Source organism: Yersinia massiliensis (genome assembly GCF_003048255.1).
In the GTDB taxonomy this organism is placed as follows: Bacteria; Pseudomonadota; Gammaproteobacteria; order Enterobacterales; family Enterobacteriaceae; genus Yersinia; species Yersinia massiliensis_A.
Window position 1 is genome coordinate 4,902,938 of sequence record NZ_CP028487.1, and the last position, 22,848, is coordinate 4,925,785.

Sequence of the window (22,848 nt, forward strand, 5' to 3'; positions counted from 1 at the left end):
AGGCCCTACATCTCCTGACTCTGGTTCTCTTCTATGTTCGTTTTATGGCGCAGTGCTCGATACTCACTCAAGGTGACCGTAATTTCCGCCCCCAGTAACACGATGCACCAACTCCAGTAAACCCAGAGGAATAATATGGGGATAACGGCTAACACCCCGTAAATCAACTGATAGGAAGGGAACAGGGTGATATACATCGTGAATCCTTTCTTACCTAGCTCGAAGAACAAGGCGGCAACCAATGCGCCAATCAGCGCGTCGCGAGCAGGCACCCTTACGGTGGGGACCACACTGTACAATAACCAGAAAGAAACCCAGGAAATTAATAGTGGGAACAACCGTAATATCTCATCAATCATGCTGTCGACTTGTGCATTCGCTAGCCATTGTAGCGATAACAAATACGAACTGATCACCATGCTGGCACCGACCAGAATTGGCCCCAGCGTCAGAACCATCCAGTAGACCGCAAATGAAAACACCAGTGAACGCTGAGTCTTACTGCGCCAAATCTGGTTTAACACACTGTCCACCGAGTAGATCAGCAGTAATGCAGTCACAATTAGCCCGCAAGTGCCGACGACCGTCATCCGGTTTGAGTTCGCGACAAACTGCTCGAGATAGTTTTGGATAATATCGCCTGTGGCGGGCATAAAATTGGCGAAGATAAAGGCTTTCAATTTTATGCTGATATCAGCAAACATCGGGAAAGCGGCGAATAATGCAAAAACAACTGTAATAAGCGGCACTAGCGATAGCAGCGATACATAAGCTAAATGGCCAGCAAGCATCGTTAACCCATCTTTATCTATTCGGGTGTAAAGCATTCGCCCAAATGTGATGCAGGGCTTTAAAGGGGTGGTTAAGCGATAACGCAGAGAATTTGCCATGTTCGTCTCTCAGTCAACACGATCTGGCCCAATGTTGGGTTAGCGTGATCACTAAGGCTAACCCATTCATGGTTGGATGAAGAACTTATCAGGAAAAATAATCAGGAATGACCTTTCGGTCAGTGACATGGATAGCGGTAATCCCTTCGATTCTCGCTGCCACGATATTCGCTTCAACATCATCAAAGAACACGGCTTGTTCCGCTGGGATATTTTCCGCTTCTAATACGTGGTGATAAATCCTGGCTTCCGGTTTACGCATGCCCAGATCTTGAGACAAATACATATGGTCAGCAGCAGCGGCAACTTCAGGGTAGTGTTGTGGCCAGTGGTTGCAATGCAGCCGGTTAGTGTTGGATAGCACCACGACCCGATGCCCGTCCTCGCGCAGCTTATGCATTAGCTTGATCACTTCAGGGCGTAACGAGACAAAAACCGCCTGCCATCCCTCAGCAAACTGTTCAAAACTGAGGGCCACGCCCATTTCGTCACTGAGTTGACGGGCAAAATCTTCATCACTGATTTCCCCTCGCTCATGTTGCTGGAACACCTCACCCATGGTAAAGCGCTCACTCAATGTCGCCAGTGGCACACCGCTTAATTTACTCCAGACACCCAACACGCGTTTAAAGTCGATATCAACAATCACATTCCCTAGATCAAAGATATACAGCATGGCGCTCTCCCAATTAGATGGTGAGTTTCACTGTATCGGGAAAAGGTTAGGCTGAACAGGGAGAGGAAGAAAAAGGAGGGTTCAATCAGAAAAAATAAAATATTGAAGTCAGCAAAAGAGTGAGTCCTGATGAGCTTACATCAGTAAGTGATTCAGGTGAGCGAGTGAAGCTAACATAGCGGCGACTTCAACCTGACAGAGGATATCCTCAAAGGCATTGGAGTTGCAGCAAGGCAACAAAAGAGTGAATCCCGATGAGCTTACATCAGTAAGTGATTCAGGTGAGCGAGTGAAGCTAACACAGCGGCGGTTTCAACCTGACAGAGGATATCCTCAAAGGCATTGGAGTTGCAGCAAGGCAGCAAGAGAGTGAGTCCCGATGAGCTTACATCAGTAAGTGATTCAGGTGAACAAGTGAAGCTAACACAGCTGCAGCTTCAAGGACGAAGAGGATAAGAACTCAGGGCGCTTTCGGCGCCCTAAGAACAAAGAAGAATTAACCTTCTTTAGGACCGCGACCTGCACGCTTACGATCGTTTTCCGTCAGATGACGCTTACGGATACGGATTGATTGCGGGGTCACTTCAACCAATTCATCGTCATCGATGAATTCTAGAGCCTGTTCCAGCGTTTTCTTCAGGAAAGGAACCAGAGTGGTTGCTTCGTCAGTACCGGATGCACGCATGTTGGTCAATTGCTTACCGGTCAGACAGTTTACAGTCAGGTCATTAGAACGTGAGTGAATACCGATAATCTGGCCTTCATACACTTCTGTACCGTGACCGATAAACAGTTTGCCGCGGTCTTGCAGTTTGAACAAGGCGAATGCAACTGCTTTACCTTGGCCGTTAGAGATCAGTACGCCGTTTTGACGTTGGCCGATTTCGCCCGGACGCACATCGTCGTAGTGACTGAATGTGGAGTACAGCAGACCAGTACCTGAAGTCATGGTCATGAATTCAGTACGGAAGCCAATCAGGCCACGGCTTGGGATCATATAGTCTAAACGAATACGACCTTTGCCATCTGGAACCATGTCCTTCACATCACCTTTACGCTCACCCATGGCTTGCATGACTGAACCTTGGTGCTGTTCTTCGATGTCCAACGTTACGCTTTCAAATGGTTCTTGATGGCGACCGTCGATAACACGGTTGATAACTTTAGGACGAGATACAGCCAGCTCGAAACCTTCGCGGCGCATGTTTTCGATCAGAACCGACAGGTGAAGTTCACCACGGCCAGATACGCGGAATGCGTCAGCGTCTTCAGTTTCTTCAACACGCAGTGCAACGTTATGGATCAACTCTTTATTCAGGCGGTCAAGGATCTGACGTGAAGTCACGTACTTACCTTCTTTACCACAGAACGGAGAGGTGTTAACGCAGAAGTACATGGTCACAGTTGGCTCATCTACAGACAGTGCTGGCAATGCTTCAACAGCATTCACGTCACAGATAGTGTCAGAGATGTTCAACTCGCCCAGACCGGTGATAGCAATGATGTCGCCCGCTTCAGCCAGTGTGGTTTCGATACGTTCCAGACCCATATGGCCCAGTACTTTACCGACTTTACCGTTGCGAGTTTTACCTTCGCTATCGATAACAGTCACTTGCTGGTTAGGTTTAACGACACCACGTTTGATACGGCCGATACCGATAACACCTACGTAGTTGTTGTAGTCCAACTGGGAGATTTGCATCTGCAATGGACCGGTGCTGTCTACGTCTGGCGCAGGCACATGGTCAACGATTGCTTGATACAGCGGGGTCATGTCTGCCGCCATATCATTGTGGTCTTCACCGGCGATACCCATCAATGCAGATGCATAGATGATAGGGAAGTCCAGTTGTTCGTCGGTAGCATCCAAGTTCACGAACAGGTCAAACACCTGATCCACAACCCAATCAGGACGCGCGCCCGGACGGTCAACTTTGTTAATTACCACGATAGGTTTCAGACCATGAGCAAATGCTTTTTTGGTCACGAAACGGGTCTGCGGCATCGGGCCATCCATTGCGTCGACGACCAGCAGCACAGAGTCAACCATAGACATTACACGCTCAACCTCACCACCGAAATCGGCGTGTCCTGGGGTATCCACGATGTTGATGCGGTAGTCTTTCCAGTTAATGGCGGTATTTTTCGCGAGGATGGTTATCCCACGCTCTTTCTCCAAATCGTTGGAGTCCATTACACGTTCAGTTGCTTCAGTACGTTCACCGAAAGTACCAGATTGTTGTAGCAACTTATCGACCAGGGTAGTTTTCCCATGGTCAACGTGCGCAATAATGGCGATGTTACGCAGATTCTCGATCACAGCTTTTTTGCCTCAGGCATTTAGAAATAGCGCGCTATTGTACACGTAATAAGCGAGGGACTAAACAAGATCACAAACTTCTCTTATAAACAACCTAACGGCGGTTAGTTTGTGATCCCTTTCACGGTGCAAAAATAGCCTCCCGGCCCATTCTTGCACCATTATAGTGCTCAATGGCGCAAATGAAGCACCAGAACAGTGCAATATTGCTATCCTGGTGCATACTGACTATCAGTAGACCCCGTATGATATGGCATAAACGGGGGGTTTGGAAAGTTGGCATAGATTTCGCAATGTATTTTAGCATGATTCGTTAGCGCGAATAACTGTACGAAATAAATAGTGACAAGTTTGCTGTTTTGAGTGATACGAAGGCCATAACCCTATTAGTAATACACGGTAATCGTTCCACGACGACGACTATGACAAATCCAGGAGATATAAGTATGTCCGCTGAACATGTTTTGACGATGCTGAATGAGCACGAAGTAAAATTTGTTGATTTGCGTTTCACCGATACCAAAGGTAAAGAACAGCACATCACCATTCCAGCTCATCAAGTCAACGCTGACTTTTTCGAAGAAGGCAAAATGTTTGATGGCTCCTCGATTGGTGGCTGGAAAGGCATTAACGAATCCGACATGGTACTGATGCCAGACGCCAGCACCGCTGTTATGGACCCGTTCTTCGAAGATTCCACACTGATTATCCGTTGTGACATCCTTGAACCAGGCACCATGCAAGGTTATGACCGTGACCCACGTTCTATCTCTAAACGTGCTGAAGATTTCCTGAAATCTTCAGGTATCGCCGATACCGTCCTGTTCGGGCCAGAGCCAGAATTCTTCCTGTTCGATGACGTTCGTTTTGGTAGCAGCATTCGTGGTTCACACGTCGCTATCGATGATATCGAAGGCGCATGGAACTCAAGCACTAAATATGAAGGCGGCAACAAAGGCCACCGTCCAGCTGTGAAAGGCGGTTACTTCCCAGTACCTCCAGTCGATTCTTCACAGGATCTGCGTTCTACCATGTGTTTGACCATGGAAGAAATGGGTCTGGTGGTTGAAGCGCATCACCACGAAGTCGCCACAGCAGGTCAGAACGAAGTGGCTACCCGCTTCAACACCATGACCAAAAAAGCTGACGAAATTCAGATCTACAAATACGTGGTACACAACGTGGCACACGCATTTGGTAAAACAGCGACCTTTATGCCAAAACCAATGTTTGGTGATAACGGTTCAGGCATGCACTGCCACATGTCTTTGTCCAAGAACGGGACTAACCTGTTCGCTGGCGACAAATACGCAGGCTTGTCTGAAATGGCGCTGTTCTACATCGGCGGTATTATCAAGCACGCTAAAGCAATCAACGCCTTGGCTAACCCAACGACTAACTCTTACAAGCGTTTGGTCCCAGGTTACGAAGCGCCGGTCATGTTGGCATACTCTGCCCGTAACCGTTCAGCATCTATTCGTATCCCTGTGGTTGCGAGCCCGAAAGCACGCCGTATTGAAGCGCGCTTCCCGGATCCAGCTGCTAACCCATACCTGTGCTTCGCAGCACTGCTGATGGCTGGCCTTGATGGCATCATCAACAAAATCCACCCTGGTGATGCGATGGACAAAAACCTGTATGACTTGCCACCGGAAGAAGAAGCAGAGATTCCAAAAGTTGCAGGTTCACTGGACGAAGCAATGGCTGCATTGAACGAAGACCGCGAGTTCTTGACCCGTGGTGGCGTGTTCACTGACGACGCTATCGATGCTTATATCGAATTGCGTAAAGAAGAAATGGACCGCGTTCGTATGACTCCGCACCCAGTTGAGTTCGAACTGTATTACAGCGTTTAATTTTCAGTTTTAGCTTTAGTTTTTTTGTTGCCGTGGAAACTTTTGGCCCATCTTTAGATGGGCTTTTTTCTCCACCTTTCAAATAGCTAATCAATTATACCCAAGACAATTGAATTCGCGCGATAGCCGTGAATGTCGATGATAAAGGGTATTGATGCACCTAAAATGTGCAGGAGTCTGCGTAATGGCAACAGGCACGCTGCCCGATGCTGGGCAGATCCTTAATTCTCTCATTAATAGCATTCTGCTATTAGATGACTCTCTGGCAATTCATTATGCCAACCCTGCTGCGCAACAACTGCTGGCGCAAAGCTCTCGTAAACTTTTCGGTACACCCCTCCCTGAACTATTAGGCTATTTTTCCCTGAATATCACTTTGATGCGGGAAAGTCTGGAGACTGGGCAAGGTTTTACCGATAACGAAGTGACGCTTGTTGTTGATGGCCGCGCGCATATTTTGTCACTGACGGCACAATCACTGCCGGAAGGTTTTATACTGCTGGAAATGGCACCGATGGATAATCAACGTCGGCTAAGCCAAGAGCAATTGCAGCATGCACAGCAAGTTGCAGCCCGTGATTTAGTGCGAGGGCTGGCTCACGAAATCAAAAATCCATTGGGCGGCTTGCGTGGAGCAGCTCAATTATTGTCCAAGGCATTGCCTGATCCGGCGTTGCTGGAATACACCAAAGTGATCATCGAACAAGCTGACCGTTTACGTAATTTGGTTGACCGCTTATTAGGCCCACAACGGCCCGGTCAGCATGTAACGCAAAGCATCCATCAGGTCGCTGAACGAGTCTGCCAGTTAGTCTCGCTGGAAAAACCCGATAATGTGACGTTAATCCGTGACTATGATCCGAGCTTGCCGGAGCTGGCCCATGATCCAGACCAAATTGAACAAGTGCTGCTGAATATCACCCGCAATGCATTACAGGCTTTGGGTGAAGCAGGTGGCACCATTACTCTACGCACGCGCACCGCTTTTCAGGTCACTCTTCACGGCATGCGCTATCGTTTAGCGGCAAGAATTGATATTGAAGATGATGGCCCTGGTATACCAACGCAATTACAAGATACCGTTTTTTATCCAATGGTAAGTGGTCGCGAAGGCGGTACGGGCCTTGGCTTATCGATTGCCCGAAATCTTATCGATCAACATTCGGGTAAAATTGAATTTAACAGTTGGCCGGGACACACCGAATTCTCGGTTTACCTGCCTATTCGCCAGTGAGGTTTCTATGCAACGAGGGATAGTCTGGATCGTCGATGACGATAGCTCCATCCGCTGGGTGCTTGAACGCGCACTGACAGGAGCCGGTCTGAACTGCGCAACATTTGATACCGCTAATCAGGTGTTGGATGCATTGGCGACTCAAACCCCAGATGTGTTGTTGTCAGATATTCGTATGCCTGGCATGGATGGATTGGCACTGCTAAAGCAGATTAAGCAGCGTCACCCAATGCTCCCGGTCATCATAATGACGGCACATTCTGATTTAGATGCCGCGGTTAGCGCCTATCAGCAAGGTGCGTTTGATTATCTGCCAAAACCTTTTGATATCGATGAAGCGGTCGCTCTGGTTGAACGAGCCATCAGCCATTATCAAGAGCAGCAGCAACCTGCACGTAGCCAGCCCGCCAGTGGCCCAACCGCTGATATTATCGGTGAAGCACCGGCGATGCAGGACGTTTTCCGCATCATTGGTCGGTTGTCCCGCTCATCAATCAGTGTATTGATCAACGGTGAATCAGGGACCGGTAAAGAATTGGTCGCTCATGCGTTGCACCGTCATAGCCCGCGCGCGAAAGCACCTTTTATCGCCCTGAATATGGCGGCAATTCCGAAGGATTTGATTGAGTCTGAGCTGTTTGGCCACGAGAAAGGCGCGTTTACTGGTGCTAATCAGGTGCGTCAGGGCCGTTTCGAGCAAGCTGATGGCGGCACACTGTTTTTAGATGAGATCGGTGATATGCCGCTGGATGTGCAAACTCGTCTGTTGCGGGTACTGGCTGATGGGCAATTCTATCGGGTCGGGGGTTATGCGCCGGTTAAAGTCGATGTGCGTATTATCGCTGCGACTCACCAAAATCTCGAATTACGGGTTCAGGAGGGGAAATTCCGTGAGGATTTATTCCATCGCCTCAACGTCATTCGGGTACATTTGCCGCCGCTACGTGAACGCCGTGAAGACATCCCGCGTCTGGCTCGCTATTTCTTACAAGTGGCCGCCAAAGAGCTGGGGGTAGAAGCCAAGAATCTGCACCCTGAAACGGAAGTCGCGCTGACTCGCCTACCTTGGCAGGGTAACGTTCGCCAACTGGAAAACACTTGTCGTTGGCTGACCGTGATGGCTGCTGGGCAAGAAGTGCTGATCCAAGACCTTCCCTCTGAGCTGTTTGAAACCAGCACGCCAGATGCTTCTGGCCAGCGGACACCGGATAATTGGTCAACGCTGCTGGCGCAATGGGCAGATCGTGCACTGCGCTCAGGCCATCAAGATTTATTATCAGAAGCACAACCCGAGATGGAACGGACGCTGTTAACCACGGCATTGCGCCACACTCAAGGCCACAAGCAGGAAGCAGCACGCCTGTTAGGCTGGGGCCGCAATACTCTAACGCGTAAGTTGAAAGAACTGGGGATGGAGTAGGAACGAGTTGTTGGAGATCCTGCCACCGGTTCGACGTGAAGACCACCCTCAACGCTGAGGGTGGATTTTATCATCAGATCACGCGGGAGAACTGCTGTTTACGCGCTTGTTGACGTAGATAGATATCAAAACACATACAAATATTACGAATGAGTAAGCGCCCACGTGGTGTGACTCGAATACCCTTTTCATTCCGCTCCACCAGCCCATCTTGCTCAAAGGGCGCGAGTAGCTCAAAATCTTCAGCAAAATAATCCGCAAAACGAATACCATAATTCTGTTCAATCGGTTGATAACTGATTTGGAAATTACAAATCAGCGTTTTTATCACATCACGACGTAAGCAATCATCTTCAGTCATCGTCAGGCCGCGCCACAATGCATTGCCTCGTTGTTCCACGCAGGCATAGTAAGTTTTCAACTCTTTTTCGTTCTGCGCGTAACTGTCGCCCAACATGCTGATGGCTGAAACCCCTAAACCGAGTAAATCACTCTCGCCTTGGGTGGTGTAGCCTTGGAAATTGCGATGTAACTTCCCTTCCCGCTGTGCAATAGCCAGCTCATCGTCTGGACGAGCAAAATGATCCATCCCGATAAACTGATAGCCGGATTCGGTTAAGAAACGGATGGTGTGCTGCAAAATATCTAACCGCTGTTCTGCACTAGGCAAATCTGCATCTTTAATTTTGCGCTGCGCGGCAAACAGACTCGGTAAATGGGCGTAATTGAAAACGCTCAGGCGATCAGGGTTGAGCTCCGCCACTCGTTTGAGGGTAAATGCAAAACTCTCAGGTGTTTGTTTGGGTAAACCATAAATCAAATCGATATTGGTTGAGTTGAAGCCGAGAGCTTTAGCGCGCGCAATCAGAGCAAAAATGAAATCTTCGTCTTGCTCACGGTTAACCAAGCGCTGAACTTCTTTATTGAAATCCTGCACCCCCATGCTCAGGCGGTTAAAACCTTCAGCACGAAGATGATCAAGCACATCCAGCTCAATTTCACGCGGGTCCACTTCAATCGACTGCTCCGCACCGGGCAGGAAATCAAAATTATCACGCAGCAAATTCATCAGGTGGGTGATTTGCGTTTTATTCAGATAAGTGGGTGTACCGCCGCCCCAATGCATTTGGCTGACCTGACGGCCGGCGAACAACACGGCACGCTGGCGGATCTCTTTTTCCAACACCGCCAGATATTCATCCGCTTTGTGTTGCTGGCGCGTCACCAACTTATTGCAGCCGCAGAAGTAACAAAGTTTATGACAAAACGGAATGTGCACATACAGCGATAATGGCCGCTGCGGGTAACGCTTTACCGCATGCTGAAAAGCCGTTTCATTAAAATCTTCTTTGAACTCAAGGGCTGTAGGGTACGAGGTATAACGCGGCCCTGAATAATTATATTTTTGAATCAGGGATAAATCCCAAACTATCGCGTGCTCAGACATGCTCACTCCTTCCGATATTTGCGCTTACCGGGCCGATTAAGGGGCAGATGTTTTCGTTGTCTGGCCGCAGTAGCGCTGCGCAAACGTGATCGACGTTGCGACAGCCGCCATAGTTTACCCAATAACCACAATAGATAACATGTTAGTAGTAGGGCTATTGTCGGAATGATCCATTGCATCGCTTAAAATTTGTCGTTTGGATTACCGCCTTTCAGCAATTTCAAAATATCTTCCGGCTTTTCTTCTTTCTCTTCGTCGTCTTCATCGTCGCCCAGCTCAATACCCAATTGCTCCATCAAGGCATCAATGCGGTCCAACGTCAGATCAACGTAAGCCTGATCTTCTTTGCTCAATACTTCGTCGTTATCCAAGCGATCCAGCAATGCATCTAAGCGTTCATCATTTTCCAGCTTAGAAAGCTCTTCTTCTGGCGTCAGGCGAGGTTTAGCTTCGGTTTTTGCCACCGGCTTAGTGGTTGGCTTAGCTTTTACCTTGCTATCAACCACCAGCGGGACAGGCACTTTGCTGCCTAAGCGCGGATCTTTCTCTTGAGACTGGGTTTGCCCCTTCTTATTGCTACTCTCAACGTTGCTTCTCGCACCTGAGCGATTGCCACTGTGTTTTTTCTGACGTTTACGCTCACGCGCTTCAAGATCAAGCTCTACGCGGGTCTTTTTAATGCGCTTTGGTGTGCCAGAGCTTTTCGGGCCTGCAATATTCGCGCGTGGTGCTTTAGTTGGCTGCTTCATAACCTGTGCTCTTAATGAGTATGGAATTGGATTGAGTATATACCCGTCAACTTAAAATATATTGGGTATCGGATTGGGCCGGAATCTAGCAGAAAGCAGAGAAAGAAAAAAGGCGGCAGATTAACCTGTCGCCTTTTTTCGCACCTTCTGCGGAAGGATATCCTTACAGCGCATCCTTGCACTTACATAACATCCCGGTTTCTCCATCCTGCAATACGCCATCCTTACCGTTCCCCCAACCTTGGAGGCAACTCATCCGGCGCTCCGGCCTGCATCCTTGAACATCCTTTTACATTCGCTCCGTGTATCATCCTTGGCTCATCGTATATCCATTACGTTCCTTAAGCATCAGCTACTCATCCTAAGTAAATTTGCTCCTTGCTAGCACATCCCGCGCAACCAGAAAACAAACATCTGTTTGTTTTTATTCAAAAAAAAACTTATAAGAGAAATAGCTCTTGATGAGAATAGCTCAATTTTAATAAAGACTTTCTTAACAATTCCTCAATGATAGGCTATTAACTTTCGCGACAATGACCGCTAACTCACAAAAATGGCAATTTCATTAGGGAAAATAAAAAGCTGCCGAATCCCAATGTGCATACCTTGATAAGTGATGCAACGAGCGTAAGCAATCTCTCTTATGGCAGCAAGTTCGGAAGGGAAAGAAGATAAACCCCCTTTTTTGGTCCTGATGCAGTTATAATCGCCCGATGTAAGCTATCTCTCACGGAGACGACAAATTTTGACTATTAGAAACTATAACTACCACATGACACATTTCGTCATCAGTGCTCCGGATATCCGCCATCTACCACGTGATGAAGGTATCGAGGTGGCATTCGCTGGCCGCTCAAATGCCGGTAAATCTAGCGCACTCAATACGTTAACTAGCCAGAAAAGCCTGGCTAGAACCAGTAAAACGCCGGGGCGTACCCAGCTAATTAACTTATTTGAAGTGGTTGAAGGTGTGCGTCTGGTTGACTTACCTGGCTATGGTTATGCTGAAGTGCCAGAAGAGATGAAACTCAAGTGGCAGCGCGCACTAGGGGAGTATTTGCAGAAACGCAACTGCCTGAAAGGGTTGGTTGTGTTGATGGATATTCGCCACCCACTGAAAGATCTAGATCAACAGATGATTACTTGGGCTGTTGCCGTCGGCACGCCAGTTCTTCTATTACTGACTAAAGCAGATAAGCTGGCATCAGGTGCTCGTAAGGCACAACTGAATATGGTACGAGAAGCCATTGTTCCTTTTATGGGGGATATTCAGGTTGAGGCTTTCTCATCATTGAAAAAGATTGGCGTCGATAAGTTGCGGGAAAAACTTGATACTTGGTTCAGCGAGATCCCACCAGAAGTCATGATTGATGAGTATGACGATCAAGACGAGTAACACATCCCACCACAAAAGTTAAAATGGCGCAGACAACCGTCGGATCGTAAAAATACCGTCTGCGCTGTAAAAAGAAACCCACTACGACAACGATTATCTCAAGCTGCGCCATGTTTGGCGCGAACGCTTTATGCTTCGCAATGTTCCTTTCTGACTAAAAATTCGCCTATTTTGTTGCAAAAGCACAATAAAAAACGCCCCAGTCAACATGTGACTGGGGCGGCTAATATTTAGCCAAATCCGATTACGTGAAGTAAAAGGTCTGAAAGATAGAACATCTTACCTCTGTACCCTACATCTGTAACTCTACATCATTTTTTCGCGGGGCAAAAGAATTTTTTGTTGTATAGTTACACAAATTGGCACGATTCAGCGCACACATTCCCAGTAATATTGGCACTAAATGTAGCTTAATTACATAAAGTGCTTTATTTATCATCACTTACCCATTCAGTTAGTGTGCCTGATCCCAATTATCTCCAACCCCGACATCAACCTTCAAAGGTACCGCCAGTTGCATACTCTGCTCCATCAGCTCGCGGATTTTCTGCTCAGCACTTTCCAATACACTTTCATGCACTTCAAATACCAATTCATCGTGTACTTGCATGATAACCCGCACCAAAGGCTCAGATTCTTGCTGCAACCAAGCATCCACCGCGATCATCGCTCGTTTGATAATATCGGCAGCAGTTCCTTGCATTGGCGCATTGATAGCTTCACGTTCAGCGGCCTTACGACGAGTGGCATTCCGTGAGTGAATATCAGGCAGATAGAGACGGCGGCCATCCAATGTGGTGACGTAGCCTTGATCCGCGGCTTGTTTGCGAGTGCGCTCCATGTATTCCAGCACACCCGGATAGCGCTCAAAGTAGAGATCCATATAACGCTGTGCTTCACCACGAGGGATATTCAACTGCCGCGCTAAACCAAATGCGCTCATGCCATAAATCAAGCCAAAGTTAATGGCTTTAGCACTACGACGCTGCTCGGTTGTCACGTTTTCTAATGGCAAACCAAAGACTTCTGCCGCTGTCGCGCGGTGAATATCCTTCCCAGCAGCAAACGCAGCCAACAATCCTTCATCCTGTGACAAATGTGCCATGATTCGCAGCTCAATCTGCGAATAGTCGGCCGCCATGATGCGGTAACCTTTTGGCGCGATAAAAGCCTGACGTATACGACGCCCTTCTTCATTGCGCACCGGAATATTTTGCAGGTTAGGATCACGGGATGACAAACGCCCTGTGGCCGTTACAGCTTGATGATAAGAGGTATGGACCCGGCCCGAGACGGGGTTAATCATCAACGGTAACTTATCGGTATAGGTTGTTTTTAGCTTTGCCAATCCACGGTATTCGAGGATGACTTTCGGCAGGGGATAATCCAGCGCCAACTCCGCGAGCACTTCTTCATTAGTGGACGCCGCGCCGCCAGGCGTTTTTTTCAAAATCGGCAATTTTTGTTTTTCATACAAAATCACCTGTAGCTGCTTAGGTGATGCCAAATTGAAAGGTTCTTCAGCCAGCTCATGAGCCTGTTTTTCCAGCTCATCGAGACGAAGAGTGAGCTCTTTGGAGTGCGCTGCTAATATATTTTGGTCAATCAATACGCCGGTACGCTCAATGCGGGACAATACTGGCAGCAATGGCATCTCAATATCTTGGAACACTCGCTTCAAGCCATCACTTTGCTGCAATTTTGGCCATAGAACCAAGTGCAACTGTAGGGTGACGTCAGCATCTTCTGATGCATATGGCCCAGCTTGCTCCAATGCAATTTGGTTAAACGTCAGCTGATTCTTTCCTTTACCGGCAATCTCTTCAAAAGTGATGGTCTTATGGTTGAGATACCGTTCCGCCAAGCTATCCATGTCATGACGACCCGCTACACTGTTTAGAACATAAGATTCCAACATGGTATCAAAAGCGATTCCACGCAGATCAATGCCATAACGCGCCAGCATACTTTGATCAAACTTGAGGTTTTGCCCAACTTTAAGCGCTTTTTCATCTTCCAACAGCGGTTTTAGCGTCGCGAGCACCCAATCACGATCGAGCTGTTCAGGGGCATCAAGATAATCATGCGCTAACGGCAGATAAGCAGCTTCACCCGGCGCGACAGCAAAAGACAGACCAATCAAATTGCTGCTAAGAGTATCGAGGCCATCAGTTTCAGTATCAAAGGCGAAGACTTCCGCTTTTTTCAAGCGTTCAATCCAATCCGCTAAGGATTTCTCATCCAAGATGGTTTGGTAATTATCTTGCGATAATACCGCCGTCACTTCAGCGGCCGGTGCCGGCTCTGCTGCAACAAACGCTTTATTGTTGCCCTGCCCTGTTGGTCGCTCTTTTTTACCGTCTAGCCATTTACCGGCTTCGACATCTGCCAACCAACGCTTAAATTCGTAACGGGCGAATAGCTGATGTAACTGCTCGTCATCCGGTGAGGAAACGGTCAGTTCATCGCAGGTCACCTCCAGTTCAACATCCGTTTTAATGGTGGCAAGTTTATAGGAAAGATAAGCAACATCTTTATTTTGCTCTAACTTGGCAGACATCGTTTTTGAGCCACGGAATGACAGCGTAGAAATCTTATCTAAATTACTGAAGAGTGCATCCAACCCACCCAGACCTTGCAATAAGGCCTGCGCTGTTTTTTCGCCGACACCAGGCACTCCTGGAATATTGTCCGATGAGTCACCCATGAGGGCGAGAAAATCAATAATCAATTCAGGAGGAACGCCATATTTTTCGCACACTTCCTGTGGCCCTAAAATAGCGTTGTTCATAGTATTAATGAGAGTGATATTCGGCGTAACTAGTTGCGCCATATCTTTATCACCCGTACTAATTAATACAGCATGACCGGCTTTCTCTGCTTCTTGTGCCAATGTACCAATGACATCATCAGCCTCTACGCCAGAAACCACTAATAAAGGCAATCCCATCGCCTTTACCATTTGGTGAAGTGGCTCTATTTGCAACCGTAAATCATCGGGCATAGGAGGGCGATGAGATTTATATTCCGCGAAAAGCTCGTCACGAAACGTTTTTCCTTTAGCATCAAAAACAACCGCAACATGGCTTGGACGATATTGCAGCAACAGACTGCGCAACATGTTCAACACGCCATACATCGCACCAGTTGGCTCACCGCTGCTATTGGTCAGCGGCGGGAAAGCATGGTAAGCACGATAGAGGTAAGAGGAACCGTCAACGAGGATCAATGGGTTTTCTGCAATCTGGGCCATAGAGTTTCTTCATCTTTATTCAGCAAGGTCTGACGCTAAGAATGCCATAGCTAACGGCAAGAGACGAATCTTAGCGTCCATTCTTGTGCAAAAGAGAACATTTTTGCGTGAAGATCGTCAAGATCAATCCTGTGGATAACTTTGTGAGTAAAAATATGTGCAGATTATATTCGTTCGCCCTTTATGATAGGACTGATTATTAAATTCATTATTATCATTAAGTTATGGCTATTGGCTTATTATTTTACTGTCATTTTTCCTTTATCTAAATTGTGGATATTACTTATTTAGTTATGAACTTAAGATAAATAATTTTCACATATTCGTTACCCATCTTATGTCTGTTTTTATTACACGTCGTTTCCTAACTTTAGCGTTTAGACATCGGAAATATCCATCGCGAATCATCATTGAAATAGATGAAAACATTGAAAGCAACACGACAAAATATAGAAGATAGGCATTCAGATGCACCACCTAGATTCTAGATAATATGAAGATTTTACGGCATAGAAAGGAATAAAATTGAAAATCGACGTTTAGTGTTAAGTATTGAATAAGTAAAATAGGCGCTAACGAAAGCCAGCGCCTATTTACGTATATTTACTTTTGCGTCAGTAGAAACTTAACAACATCCGCATACTGTTTAGCATAATTTTCCATTGAACTGGTATCCATGCCATCATTTTTAATCATATATTTGCCATTAACAAACATTGCAGGAACACCGCGTAATTCTAAATCTTCAGCTGCTTTTTGCTGCTGAACAACGAGCGATTTCACTACAAAGCTATTTAATGCCGCATCATAGTCTTCACCACTTACACCCGCTTTGATAAAGACATTACGGATATCATCAGGAGTTTGAACGGTTTGAGTTTTCTGCACGCCTTCAAACATCAGTGGGGTGATTTTATCCTCAACACCTAATGCCATGGCAACAGCCCATGCCTGAGTCAGTTGTTTACCCAATGGACCAAGGAACTCAACATGATAGCGGGTCATTTTTGTCCCTTCCGGCAGTGCTTTTTTTACTGTCTCAGGAACATGGTAAATCTCTTCAAACTGGTAGCAGTGTGGGCAATAGAAAGAGAAAAACTCCAAAACCTGAGGTTCACCTGTTACAGGTTTGTTCAACGTCTGGTACTGAGTACCGTCTGTAAATTGTGCCGCTGATGCGCTAAATGCCATCACCATGCCAACGAGAGCCAACCAAACATTTTTCATACTATAACTATCTCCATTATCTATCTTAGCTTTAGTGCATTAATTTGCTTCAGTACATTAATTTGCTTCAGTACATTGGCATCAGCTGCAAAGGGGGTACCTGCAACAGTTTAACCTGCTCTGTAAATAGCTTAGTCTGTTGTAGCCAAAAATCAGACTCAGCCATCCACGGAAAGCTTTTAGGGAATGCTGGGTCCTGCCAACGTCTGGCGACCCAGGCAAGGTAATAAACCATCCGCATCGCACGCAGAGGTTCAATCAGTGCAAGTTCTCGCGAATCAAAATCAGTGAATTCACTATAAGCCTCCAGCAATATATCTAACTGGATTAATTGCTCACTGCGTTCACCATGTAACAACATCCAAAGATCTTGGATAGCTGGGCCATTTCTGGCGTCATCTAGGTCAACAAACATTGGCCCATCACGCCATAAAATATTACCTGGGTGGCAATCGCCGTGTAACCGTAGTGGTTGCCAATCGGTATGCCAATATTGCTTGATGGTGCTGATCAATAGATCGGTCGCCGCCAGAAAATTATCCCGCTGTTTTGCGGGCACTAAGTTGCTGCTGGCCAACAACTGGCGTGGCTCAGTTAGATATTCTTCGATACCGATCGTGGGGCGAGTAACAAAAAGTTTATCACGCCCAACGTGATGAATCCGGCCAAGAAATCTCCCAACCCATTCTAATTGTTCAAGATTATCCATTTCATACTGGCGACCGCCGACACTTGGAAATACCGCAAAGTAAAAGTCATTTTGAGTATGCAAGGTCTGTCCATTTAGCTGCAATGGGGCAACAACGGGTATCTCTGACTCTGCTAATTCAAACGAAAACAGATGCTCTTCGGTAATTTGTTCGTCACTCCAGCGTTCGGGGCGATAAAACTTCACCACGTAGCGTTTACGATCTTCGTCCATAAACTGATAAACGCGGTTTTCGTAGCTATTAAGCGCCGTTAATCCTGAATCTACTTGTAGTCCTACCCCTTCAAGGGCATCCATAATGAGATCAGGAGACAACGTCTGAAAATTAAAAGCAGAGCTGTTCATAACAACATTCAATCTATATAAGTGACAGCGACGCGCTGAGAATAAGAAATAGTATCATCAAAGCCCTTTCTACGCAGATAAGGAGTATGACTAATCTTTAATGACACCACGCGCGCGTAATATGGCTGTCTTAAAATCTTCTTCGAAATCCTTTTTCAAACCAGGTATGGCTTCTGTCGAAGCTGAACCACGCATTTTCAGATGATAAATAAGAATATCGTCTGTTAGATCTGAAAACTCACCTTCAAAACCAGCTTCTGTTGCCAGTTTTTGTAAAAATTGCACCAAATTCAAATCCGGCTCTTGCTGCCAGGCCGGATGTAAAAGCTCAATCAGTTCATTAACACGATGACATTTCATAGCAAATTTATCCTGTTCAAAAATATGCAGACAAAGTAACAGGGATATTCACACAGGGAAAGAGAGGCTACTGTCAATAAAAGTAAATCCTGACCGATCCTCTATTTAACGATACAATTCTGCAGTGAGTTGAATATAGCGGAGAGGTAGCAATGCAGCCCAATATAACAGGCGTTATTCTTGCTGGAGGCCGTTCATCCCGAATGGGGGGAAACGATAAAGGACTTATTCTTCTCAATGGTAAACCGCTGTTTCAACATGTTTTTGACCGATTAAAACCTCAAGTCGATGAAGTCATCATTAATGCTAATCGTCATCAGGCGTTGTATCAAGTCAGTGGTATACCCGTCATAAGCGATATCATTACAGGCTTTGTCGGGCCGCTGGCAGGGATGCATGCAGGATTAAGCTATTCACATACCGAATGGGTAATATTCGCTCCCTGTGACGTTCCTATGCTTCCTTCAAATTTAGTTTCTCAACTGTGGCTCGGGAAGCAGCAGGCACTGGCAGCTTATGTACACGATGGTGAACGAGCGCATCCGACATTGGCTTTAATGCATGTGAGTTTGAAGCCATTCCTAACTGAGTTCTTGGCACAAGGCGATCGTAAATTAATGATATTCATGGAGAGCCTACATGCGCAACCTGTGATGTTTCGTGAACAAGCCAGCCAATTCAGCAACCTAAATACTCCCACTGATTGCGAATTATGGGAACAAGGTAAAAGAGGGATGTGATGAACAAAGGTACACCACCACTGTTAGGTATAGCCGCCTATAGCGGCACAGGAAAAACAACTTTGCTGAAAAGCTTGATTCCCTTACTGCTGCAGCGACAAATTCGGGTCGGCTTAATCAAACATACCCACCACAATATGGAAATTGATACTCCAGGGAAAGATAGCTATGAGTTACGCAAGGCTGGAGCTCATCAGACGTTAGTTGCAAGTGATTGCCGCTGGGCATTGATGACTGAAACACCCGAACAATCTCCCTTAGATCTGCACTATCTTGCCAGCCGCTTAGACCCCTCGACGATTGATTTAATCTTAGTTGAAGGATTTAAACATGAGCCGATCAGCAAAATAGCACTTTATAGAGAAGCTGTGGGTAAGCCATTTGCCGGCTTGATTGATGAATACGTTATCGCGTTGGCGAGTGACACTCAGGTCGAGAGCACGGTTGAGCAGTTGGATATCAACCAACCGGAAGAGATCGCTGCTTTCATTTGCAGTTGGCTAGAAAAAAATGGAAATAAAACAAAGTGATAGTCGAGCACTCGTGATCTCGAGCTATTATCTACGCATAAAGTATTTTTTAAGCTGATGGCATCATAGTTTTAAATGACGGCATAAAAAAAGCCCTCTGCTGTGCAGAAGGCTTTTCTTTTGACTTTGACCCATAGCAAAAACCCCACGCTTTTGGCATGGGGTCTCGGCTTATTTGATGCCTGGCAGTGTCCTACTCTCGCATGGGGAGACCCCACACTACCATCGGCGCTACGGCGTTTCACTTCTGAGTTCGGCATGGGATCAGGTGGGACCACCGCGCTATGGCCGCCAGGCAAATTCTGTTTCAATCAACCCGCTACACGTCTCTTCGCGCAGCCAGTCAACCCAATCTCGGAACTTCGCTGAAAATCTCTCAATACCACCAAAACACCTTTGGTGTTGTAAGGTTAAGCCTCACGGATCATTAGTACTGGTTAGCTCAATGCATCGCTGCACTTACACACCCAGCCTATCAACGTCATCGTCTTTAACGTTCCTTCAGGGGGCTTGAAGCCCCAGGGAAGACTCATCTCGAGGCAAGTTTCCCGCTTAGATGCTTTCAGCGGTTATCTCTTCCGAATTTAGCTACCGGGCAATGCCATTGGCATGACAACCCGAACACCAGTGATTCGTCCACTCCGGTCCTCTCGTACTAGGAGCAGCCCCTCTCAATCTTCCAACGCCCACGGCAGATAGGGACCGAACTGTCTCACGACGTTCTAAACCCAGCTCGCGTACCACTTTAAATGGCGAACAGCCATACCCTTGGGACCTACTTCAGCCCCAGGATGTGATGAGCCGACATCGAGGTGCCAAACACCGCCGTCGATATGAACTCTTGGGCGGTATCAGCCTGTTATCCCCGGAGTACCTTTTATCCGTTGAGCGATGGCCCTTCCATTCAGAACCACCGGATCACTAAGACCTACTTTCGTACCTGCTCGAGCCGTCACTCTCGCAGTCAAGCTAGCTTATGCCTTTGCACTAACCTCACGATGTCCGACCGTGATTAGCTAACCTTCGTGCTCCTCCGTTACTCTTTGGGAGGAGACCGCCCCAGTCAAACTACCCACCAGACACTGTCCTCACCCCAGATTATGGGGCCGAGTTAGAACATCAAACATTAAAGGGTGGTATTTCAAGGTTGGCTCCATGCAGACTGGCGTCCACACTTCGATGCCTCCCACCTATCCTACACATCAAGGCTCAATGTTCAGTGTCAAGCTATAGTAAAGGTTCACGGGGTCTTTCCGTCTTGCCGCGGGTACACTGCATCTTCACAGCGAGTTCAATTTCACTGAGTCTCGGGTGGAGACAGCCTGGCCATCATTACGCCATTCGTGCAGGTCGGAACTTACCCGACAAGGAATTTCGCTACCTTAGGACCGTTATAGTTACGGCCGCCGTTTACTGGGGCTTCGATCAAGAGCTTCGCCTTGCGGCTGACCCCATCAATTAACCTTCCAGCACCGGGCAGGCGTCACACCGTATACGTCCACTTTCGTGTTTGCACAGTGCTGTGTTTTTATTAAACAGTTGCAGCCAGCTGGTATCTGCGACTGGCTTCAGCTCCGAGAGCAAGTCTCTTCACCTAGCGCCAGCGTGCCTTCTCCCGAAGTTACGGCACCATTTTGCCTAGTTCCTTCACCCGAGTTCTCTCAAGCGCCTGAGTATTCTCTACCTGACCACCTGTGTCGGTTTGGGGTACGATTTCATGTTACCTGATGCTTAGAGGCTTTTCCTGGAAGCATGGCATCAACTACTTCTGCACCGTAGTGCATCGTCATCACACCTCAGCGTTGATAAGCAACCGGATTTACCAAGTCACTCCGCCTACATGCTTAAACCGGGACAACCGTCGCCCGGCTAGCCTAGCCTTCTCCGTCCCCCTTCGCAGTAACACCAAGTACAGGAATATTAACCTGTTTCCCATCGACTACGCTTTTCAGCCTCGCCTTAGGGGTCGACTCACCCTGCCCCGATTAACGTTGGACAGGAACCCTTGGTCTTCCGGCGTGCGGGTTTTTCACCCGCATTATCGTTACTTATGTCAGCATTCGCACTTCTGATACCTCCAGCAGTCCTCACAGACCACCTTCAACGGCTTACAGAACGCTCCCCTACCCAACAACGCCTAAGCGTCGCTGCCGCAGCTTCGGTGCATGGTTTAGCCCCGTTACATCTTCCGCGCAGGCCGACTCGACCAGTGAGCTATTACGCTTTCTTTAAATGATGGCTGCTTCTAAGCCAACATCCTGGCTGTCTATGCCTTCCCACATCGTTTCCCACTTAACCATGACTTTGGGACCTTAGCTGGCGGTCTGGGTTGTTTCCCTCTTCACGACGGACGTTAGCACCCGCCGTGTGTCTCCCGTGATAACATTCTTCGGTATTCGGAGTTTGCATCGGTTTGGTAAGCCGGGATGGCCCCCTAGCCGAAACAGTGCTCTACCCCCGAAGATGAGTTCACGAGGCGCTACCTAAATAGCTTTCGGGGAGAACCAGCTATCTCCCGGTTTGATTGGCCTTTCACCCCCAGCCACAAGTCATCCGCTAATTTTTCAACATTAGTCGGTTCGGTCCTCCAGTTAGTGTTACCCAACCTTCAACCTGCCCATGGCTAGATCACCGGGTTTCGGGTCTATACCTTGCAACTAGACGCCCAGTTAAGACTCGGTTTCCCTACGGCTCCCCTATTCGGTTAACCTTGCTACAAAATATAAGTCGCTGACCCATTATACAAAAGGTACGCAGTCACACCACGAAGGTGCTCCCACTGCTTGTACGTACACGGTTTCAGGTTCTATTTCACTCCCCTCGCCGGGGTTCTTTTCGCCTTTCCCTCACGGTACTGGTTCACTATCGGTCAGTCAGGAGTATTTAGCCTTGGAGGATGGTCCCCCCATATTCAGACAGGATGTCACGTGTCCCGCCCTACTCATCGAGTTCACAAGCAGTGTGTTTTGGTGTACGGGACTATCACCCTGTACCGTGCGACTTTCCAGACGCTTCCACTAACACACCACTTGATTCAGACTCTGGGCTCCTCCCCGTTCGCTCGCCGCTACTGGGGGAATCTCGGTTGATTTCTTTTCCTCGGGGTACTTAGATGTTTCAGTTCCCCCGGTTCGCCTCGTTAGACTATGTATTCATCTAACGATAGTGCAACGAATTGCACTGGGTTTCCCCATTCGGGTATCGTCGGTTATTACGCTTCATATCAGCTTACCGACGCTTTTCGCAGATTAGCACGCCCTTCATCGCCTCTGACTGCCTAGGCATCCACCGTGTACGCTTAGTCGCTTAACCTCACAACCCAAAGATGTTTTATCGTGAAGATAAAGACCTTCATGCTGTGATTATTGAGAGACTCTCACACAGGTTACTGATTATCCCGATACTTCTACGGTGAGATAATGTTCAGCTGTATGGTTTCAATTTTCAGCTTGTTCCAGATTGTTAAAGAGCAATAGCTTAAACACGACTTGTGAAAGTCATCTTTAAGATATTTTCGGTTTCGCAGAACCGGTGATAATGTCTTTCACACATTATCGGATTGGCGTCCCCAAGGGGATTCGAACCCCTGTTACAGCCGTGAAAGGGCAGTGTCCTAGGCCTCTAGACGATGGGGACACAAAAATGACTACTGAATCACTGATTCAGTATTTTTGTGTAAAGGTGAGAATGTGGTGA

The 22,848-nt window shown here is 47.4% G+C and carries 15 protein-coding genes, 1 tRNA gene and 2 rRNA genes; 6 read left to right on the plus strand and 12 right to left on the minus strand.

The genetic code is table 11. The annotated features are described in order from the left end of the window. Positions 1-5: 5 nt before the first annotated feature. The 3 genes from DA391_RS22760 to typA all read right to left on the minus strand — a co-directional run bounded on the left by DA391_RS22760 (position 6) and on the right by typA (position 3,886). Positions 6-890, minus strand: coding sequence for a virulence factor BrkB family protein (locus DA391_RS22760; protein ID WP_050082732.1), 885 nt, complete (start codon positions 888-890; stop codon positions 6-8). 88 nt (positions 891-978) lie between these two features. Then, a complete protein-coding gene (gene yihX / locus DA391_RS22765) occupies positions 979-1,566 on the minus strand; it encodes a glucose-1-phosphatase (protein ID WP_050286688.1) in 588 nt (195 codons plus the stop codon). A 496-nt stretch (positions 1,567-2,062) separates the two neighbouring features. Further along, positions 2,063-3,886, minus strand: a complete 1,824-nt coding sequence (gene typA, locus DA391_RS22770; protein ID WP_050082730.1) for a ribosome-dependent GTPase TypA — start codon at positions 3,884-3,886, stop codon at positions 2,063-2,065. Between the two features lie 446 nt (positions 3,887-4,332). Here typA and glnA point away from each other — a divergent pair, with 446 nt between their 5' ends. The 3 genes from glnA to glnG all read left to right on the plus strand — a co-directional run bounded on the left by glnA (position 4,333) and on the right by glnG (position 8,396). Further along, on the plus strand, positions 4,333-5,742 hold the full coding sequence (gene glnA / locus DA391_RS22775) for a glutamate--ammonia ligase (protein ID WP_019213101.1): 1,410 nt from the start codon (positions 4,333-4,335) through the stop codon (positions 5,740-5,742). 184 nt (positions 5,743-5,926) lie between these two features. Beyond that, entirely contained in the window at positions 5,927-6,976 is a 1,050-nt protein-coding gene (glnL, locus tag DA391_RS22780; protein WP_019213102.1) for a nitrogen regulation protein NR(II), read from the plus strand. 7 nt (positions 6,977-6,983) lie between these two features. Next, positions 6,984-8,396, plus strand: a complete 1,413-nt coding sequence (glnG, locus tag DA391_RS22785; RefSeq protein ID WP_019213103.1) for a nitrogen regulation protein NR(I) — start codon at positions 6,984-6,986, stop codon at positions 8,394-8,396. 73 nt (positions 8,397-8,469) lie between these two features. Here glnG and hemN read toward each other — a convergent pair whose 3' ends face one another. After that, on the minus strand, positions 8,470-9,843 hold the full coding sequence (hemN, locus tag DA391_RS22790) for an oxygen-independent coproporphyrinogen III oxidase (RefSeq protein WP_050874697.1): 1,374 nt from the start codon (positions 9,841-9,843) through the stop codon (positions 8,470-8,472). Positions 9,844-10,025: 182 nt separating this feature from the next. Continuing rightward, complete coding sequence (yihI, locus tag DA391_RS22800) at positions 10,026-10,592, minus strand: Der GTPase-activating protein YihI (protein WP_050286687.1); 567 nt, start codon at positions 10,590-10,592, stop codon at positions 10,026-10,028. 745 nt (positions 10,593-11,337) lie between these two features. Between yihI and yihA the strand changes: the two genes are divergently transcribed. Continuing rightward, positions 11,338-11,988, plus strand: coding sequence for a ribosome biogenesis GTP-binding protein YihA/YsxC (yihA, locus tag DA391_RS22810; protein ID WP_050082727.1), 651 nt, complete (start codon positions 11,338-11,340; stop codon positions 11,986-11,988). Positions 11,989-12,442: 454 nt separating this feature from the next. Here the strand turns inward: yihA and polA are convergent, their stop codons facing one another. From polA to DA391_RS22830, 4 genes are all read right to left on the minus strand, one after another. Then, positions 12,443-15,241: a DNA polymerase I gene (gene polA, locus DA391_RS22815; protein WP_050082726.1), complete on the minus strand. Its 2,799-nt coding sequence runs from the start codon at positions 15,239-15,241 to the stop codon at positions 12,443-12,445. Positions 15,242-15,844: 603 nt separating this feature from the next. Then, a complete protein-coding gene (dsbA, locus tag DA391_RS22820; protein WP_019213108.1) occupies positions 15,845-16,468 on the minus strand; it encodes a thiol:disulfide interchange protein DsbA in 624 nt (207 codons plus the stop codon). Between the two features lie 67 nt (positions 16,469-16,535). Further along, positions 16,536-17,522 (minus strand): serine/threonine protein kinase, encoded by a 987-nt coding sequence (locus DA391_RS22825; RefSeq protein ID WP_050286686.1) that lies wholly within the window; start codon positions 17,520-17,522, stop codon positions 16,536-16,538. A 90-nt stretch (positions 17,523-17,612) separates the two neighbouring features. Then, positions 17,613-17,882, minus strand: a complete 270-nt coding sequence (locus tag DA391_RS22830; RefSeq protein WP_050082724.1) for a YihD family protein — start codon at positions 17,880-17,882, stop codon at positions 17,613-17,615. Between the two features lie 152 nt (positions 17,883-18,034). Here DA391_RS22830 and mobA point away from each other — a divergent pair, with 152 nt between their 5' ends. Next, on the plus strand, positions 18,035-18,622 hold the full coding sequence (gene mobA, locus DA391_RS22835; RefSeq protein WP_050874693.1) for a molybdenum cofactor guanylyltransferase MobA: 588 nt from the start codon (positions 18,035-18,037) through the stop codon (positions 18,620-18,622). After that, positions 18,622-19,152, plus strand: a complete 531-nt coding sequence (mobB, locus tag DA391_RS22840) for a molybdopterin-guanine dinucleotide biosynthesis protein MobB (RefSeq protein ID WP_050874691.1) — start codon at positions 18,622-18,624, stop codon at positions 19,150-19,152. Before mobA ends, mobB begins: the two co-directional genes overlap by 1 nt. Positions 19,153-19,332: 180 nt before the next feature. On the opposite strand, the gene rrf is transcribed toward mobB, so the two are convergent. From rrf to DA391_RS22855, 3 genes are all read right to left on the minus strand, one after another. Further along, a 5S ribosomal RNA gene (gene rrf / locus DA391_RS22845) occupies positions 19,333-19,448 on the minus strand. A 110-nt stretch (positions 19,449-19,558) separates the two neighbouring features. Beyond that, positions 19,559-22,464 (minus strand): 23S ribosomal RNA (locus DA391_RS22850). A gap of 248 nt (positions 22,465-22,712) precedes the next feature. Then, positions 22,713-22,788 (minus strand) — tRNA-Glu (locus DA391_RS22855). Between the last annotated feature and the right edge of the window lie 60 nt (positions 22,789-22,848).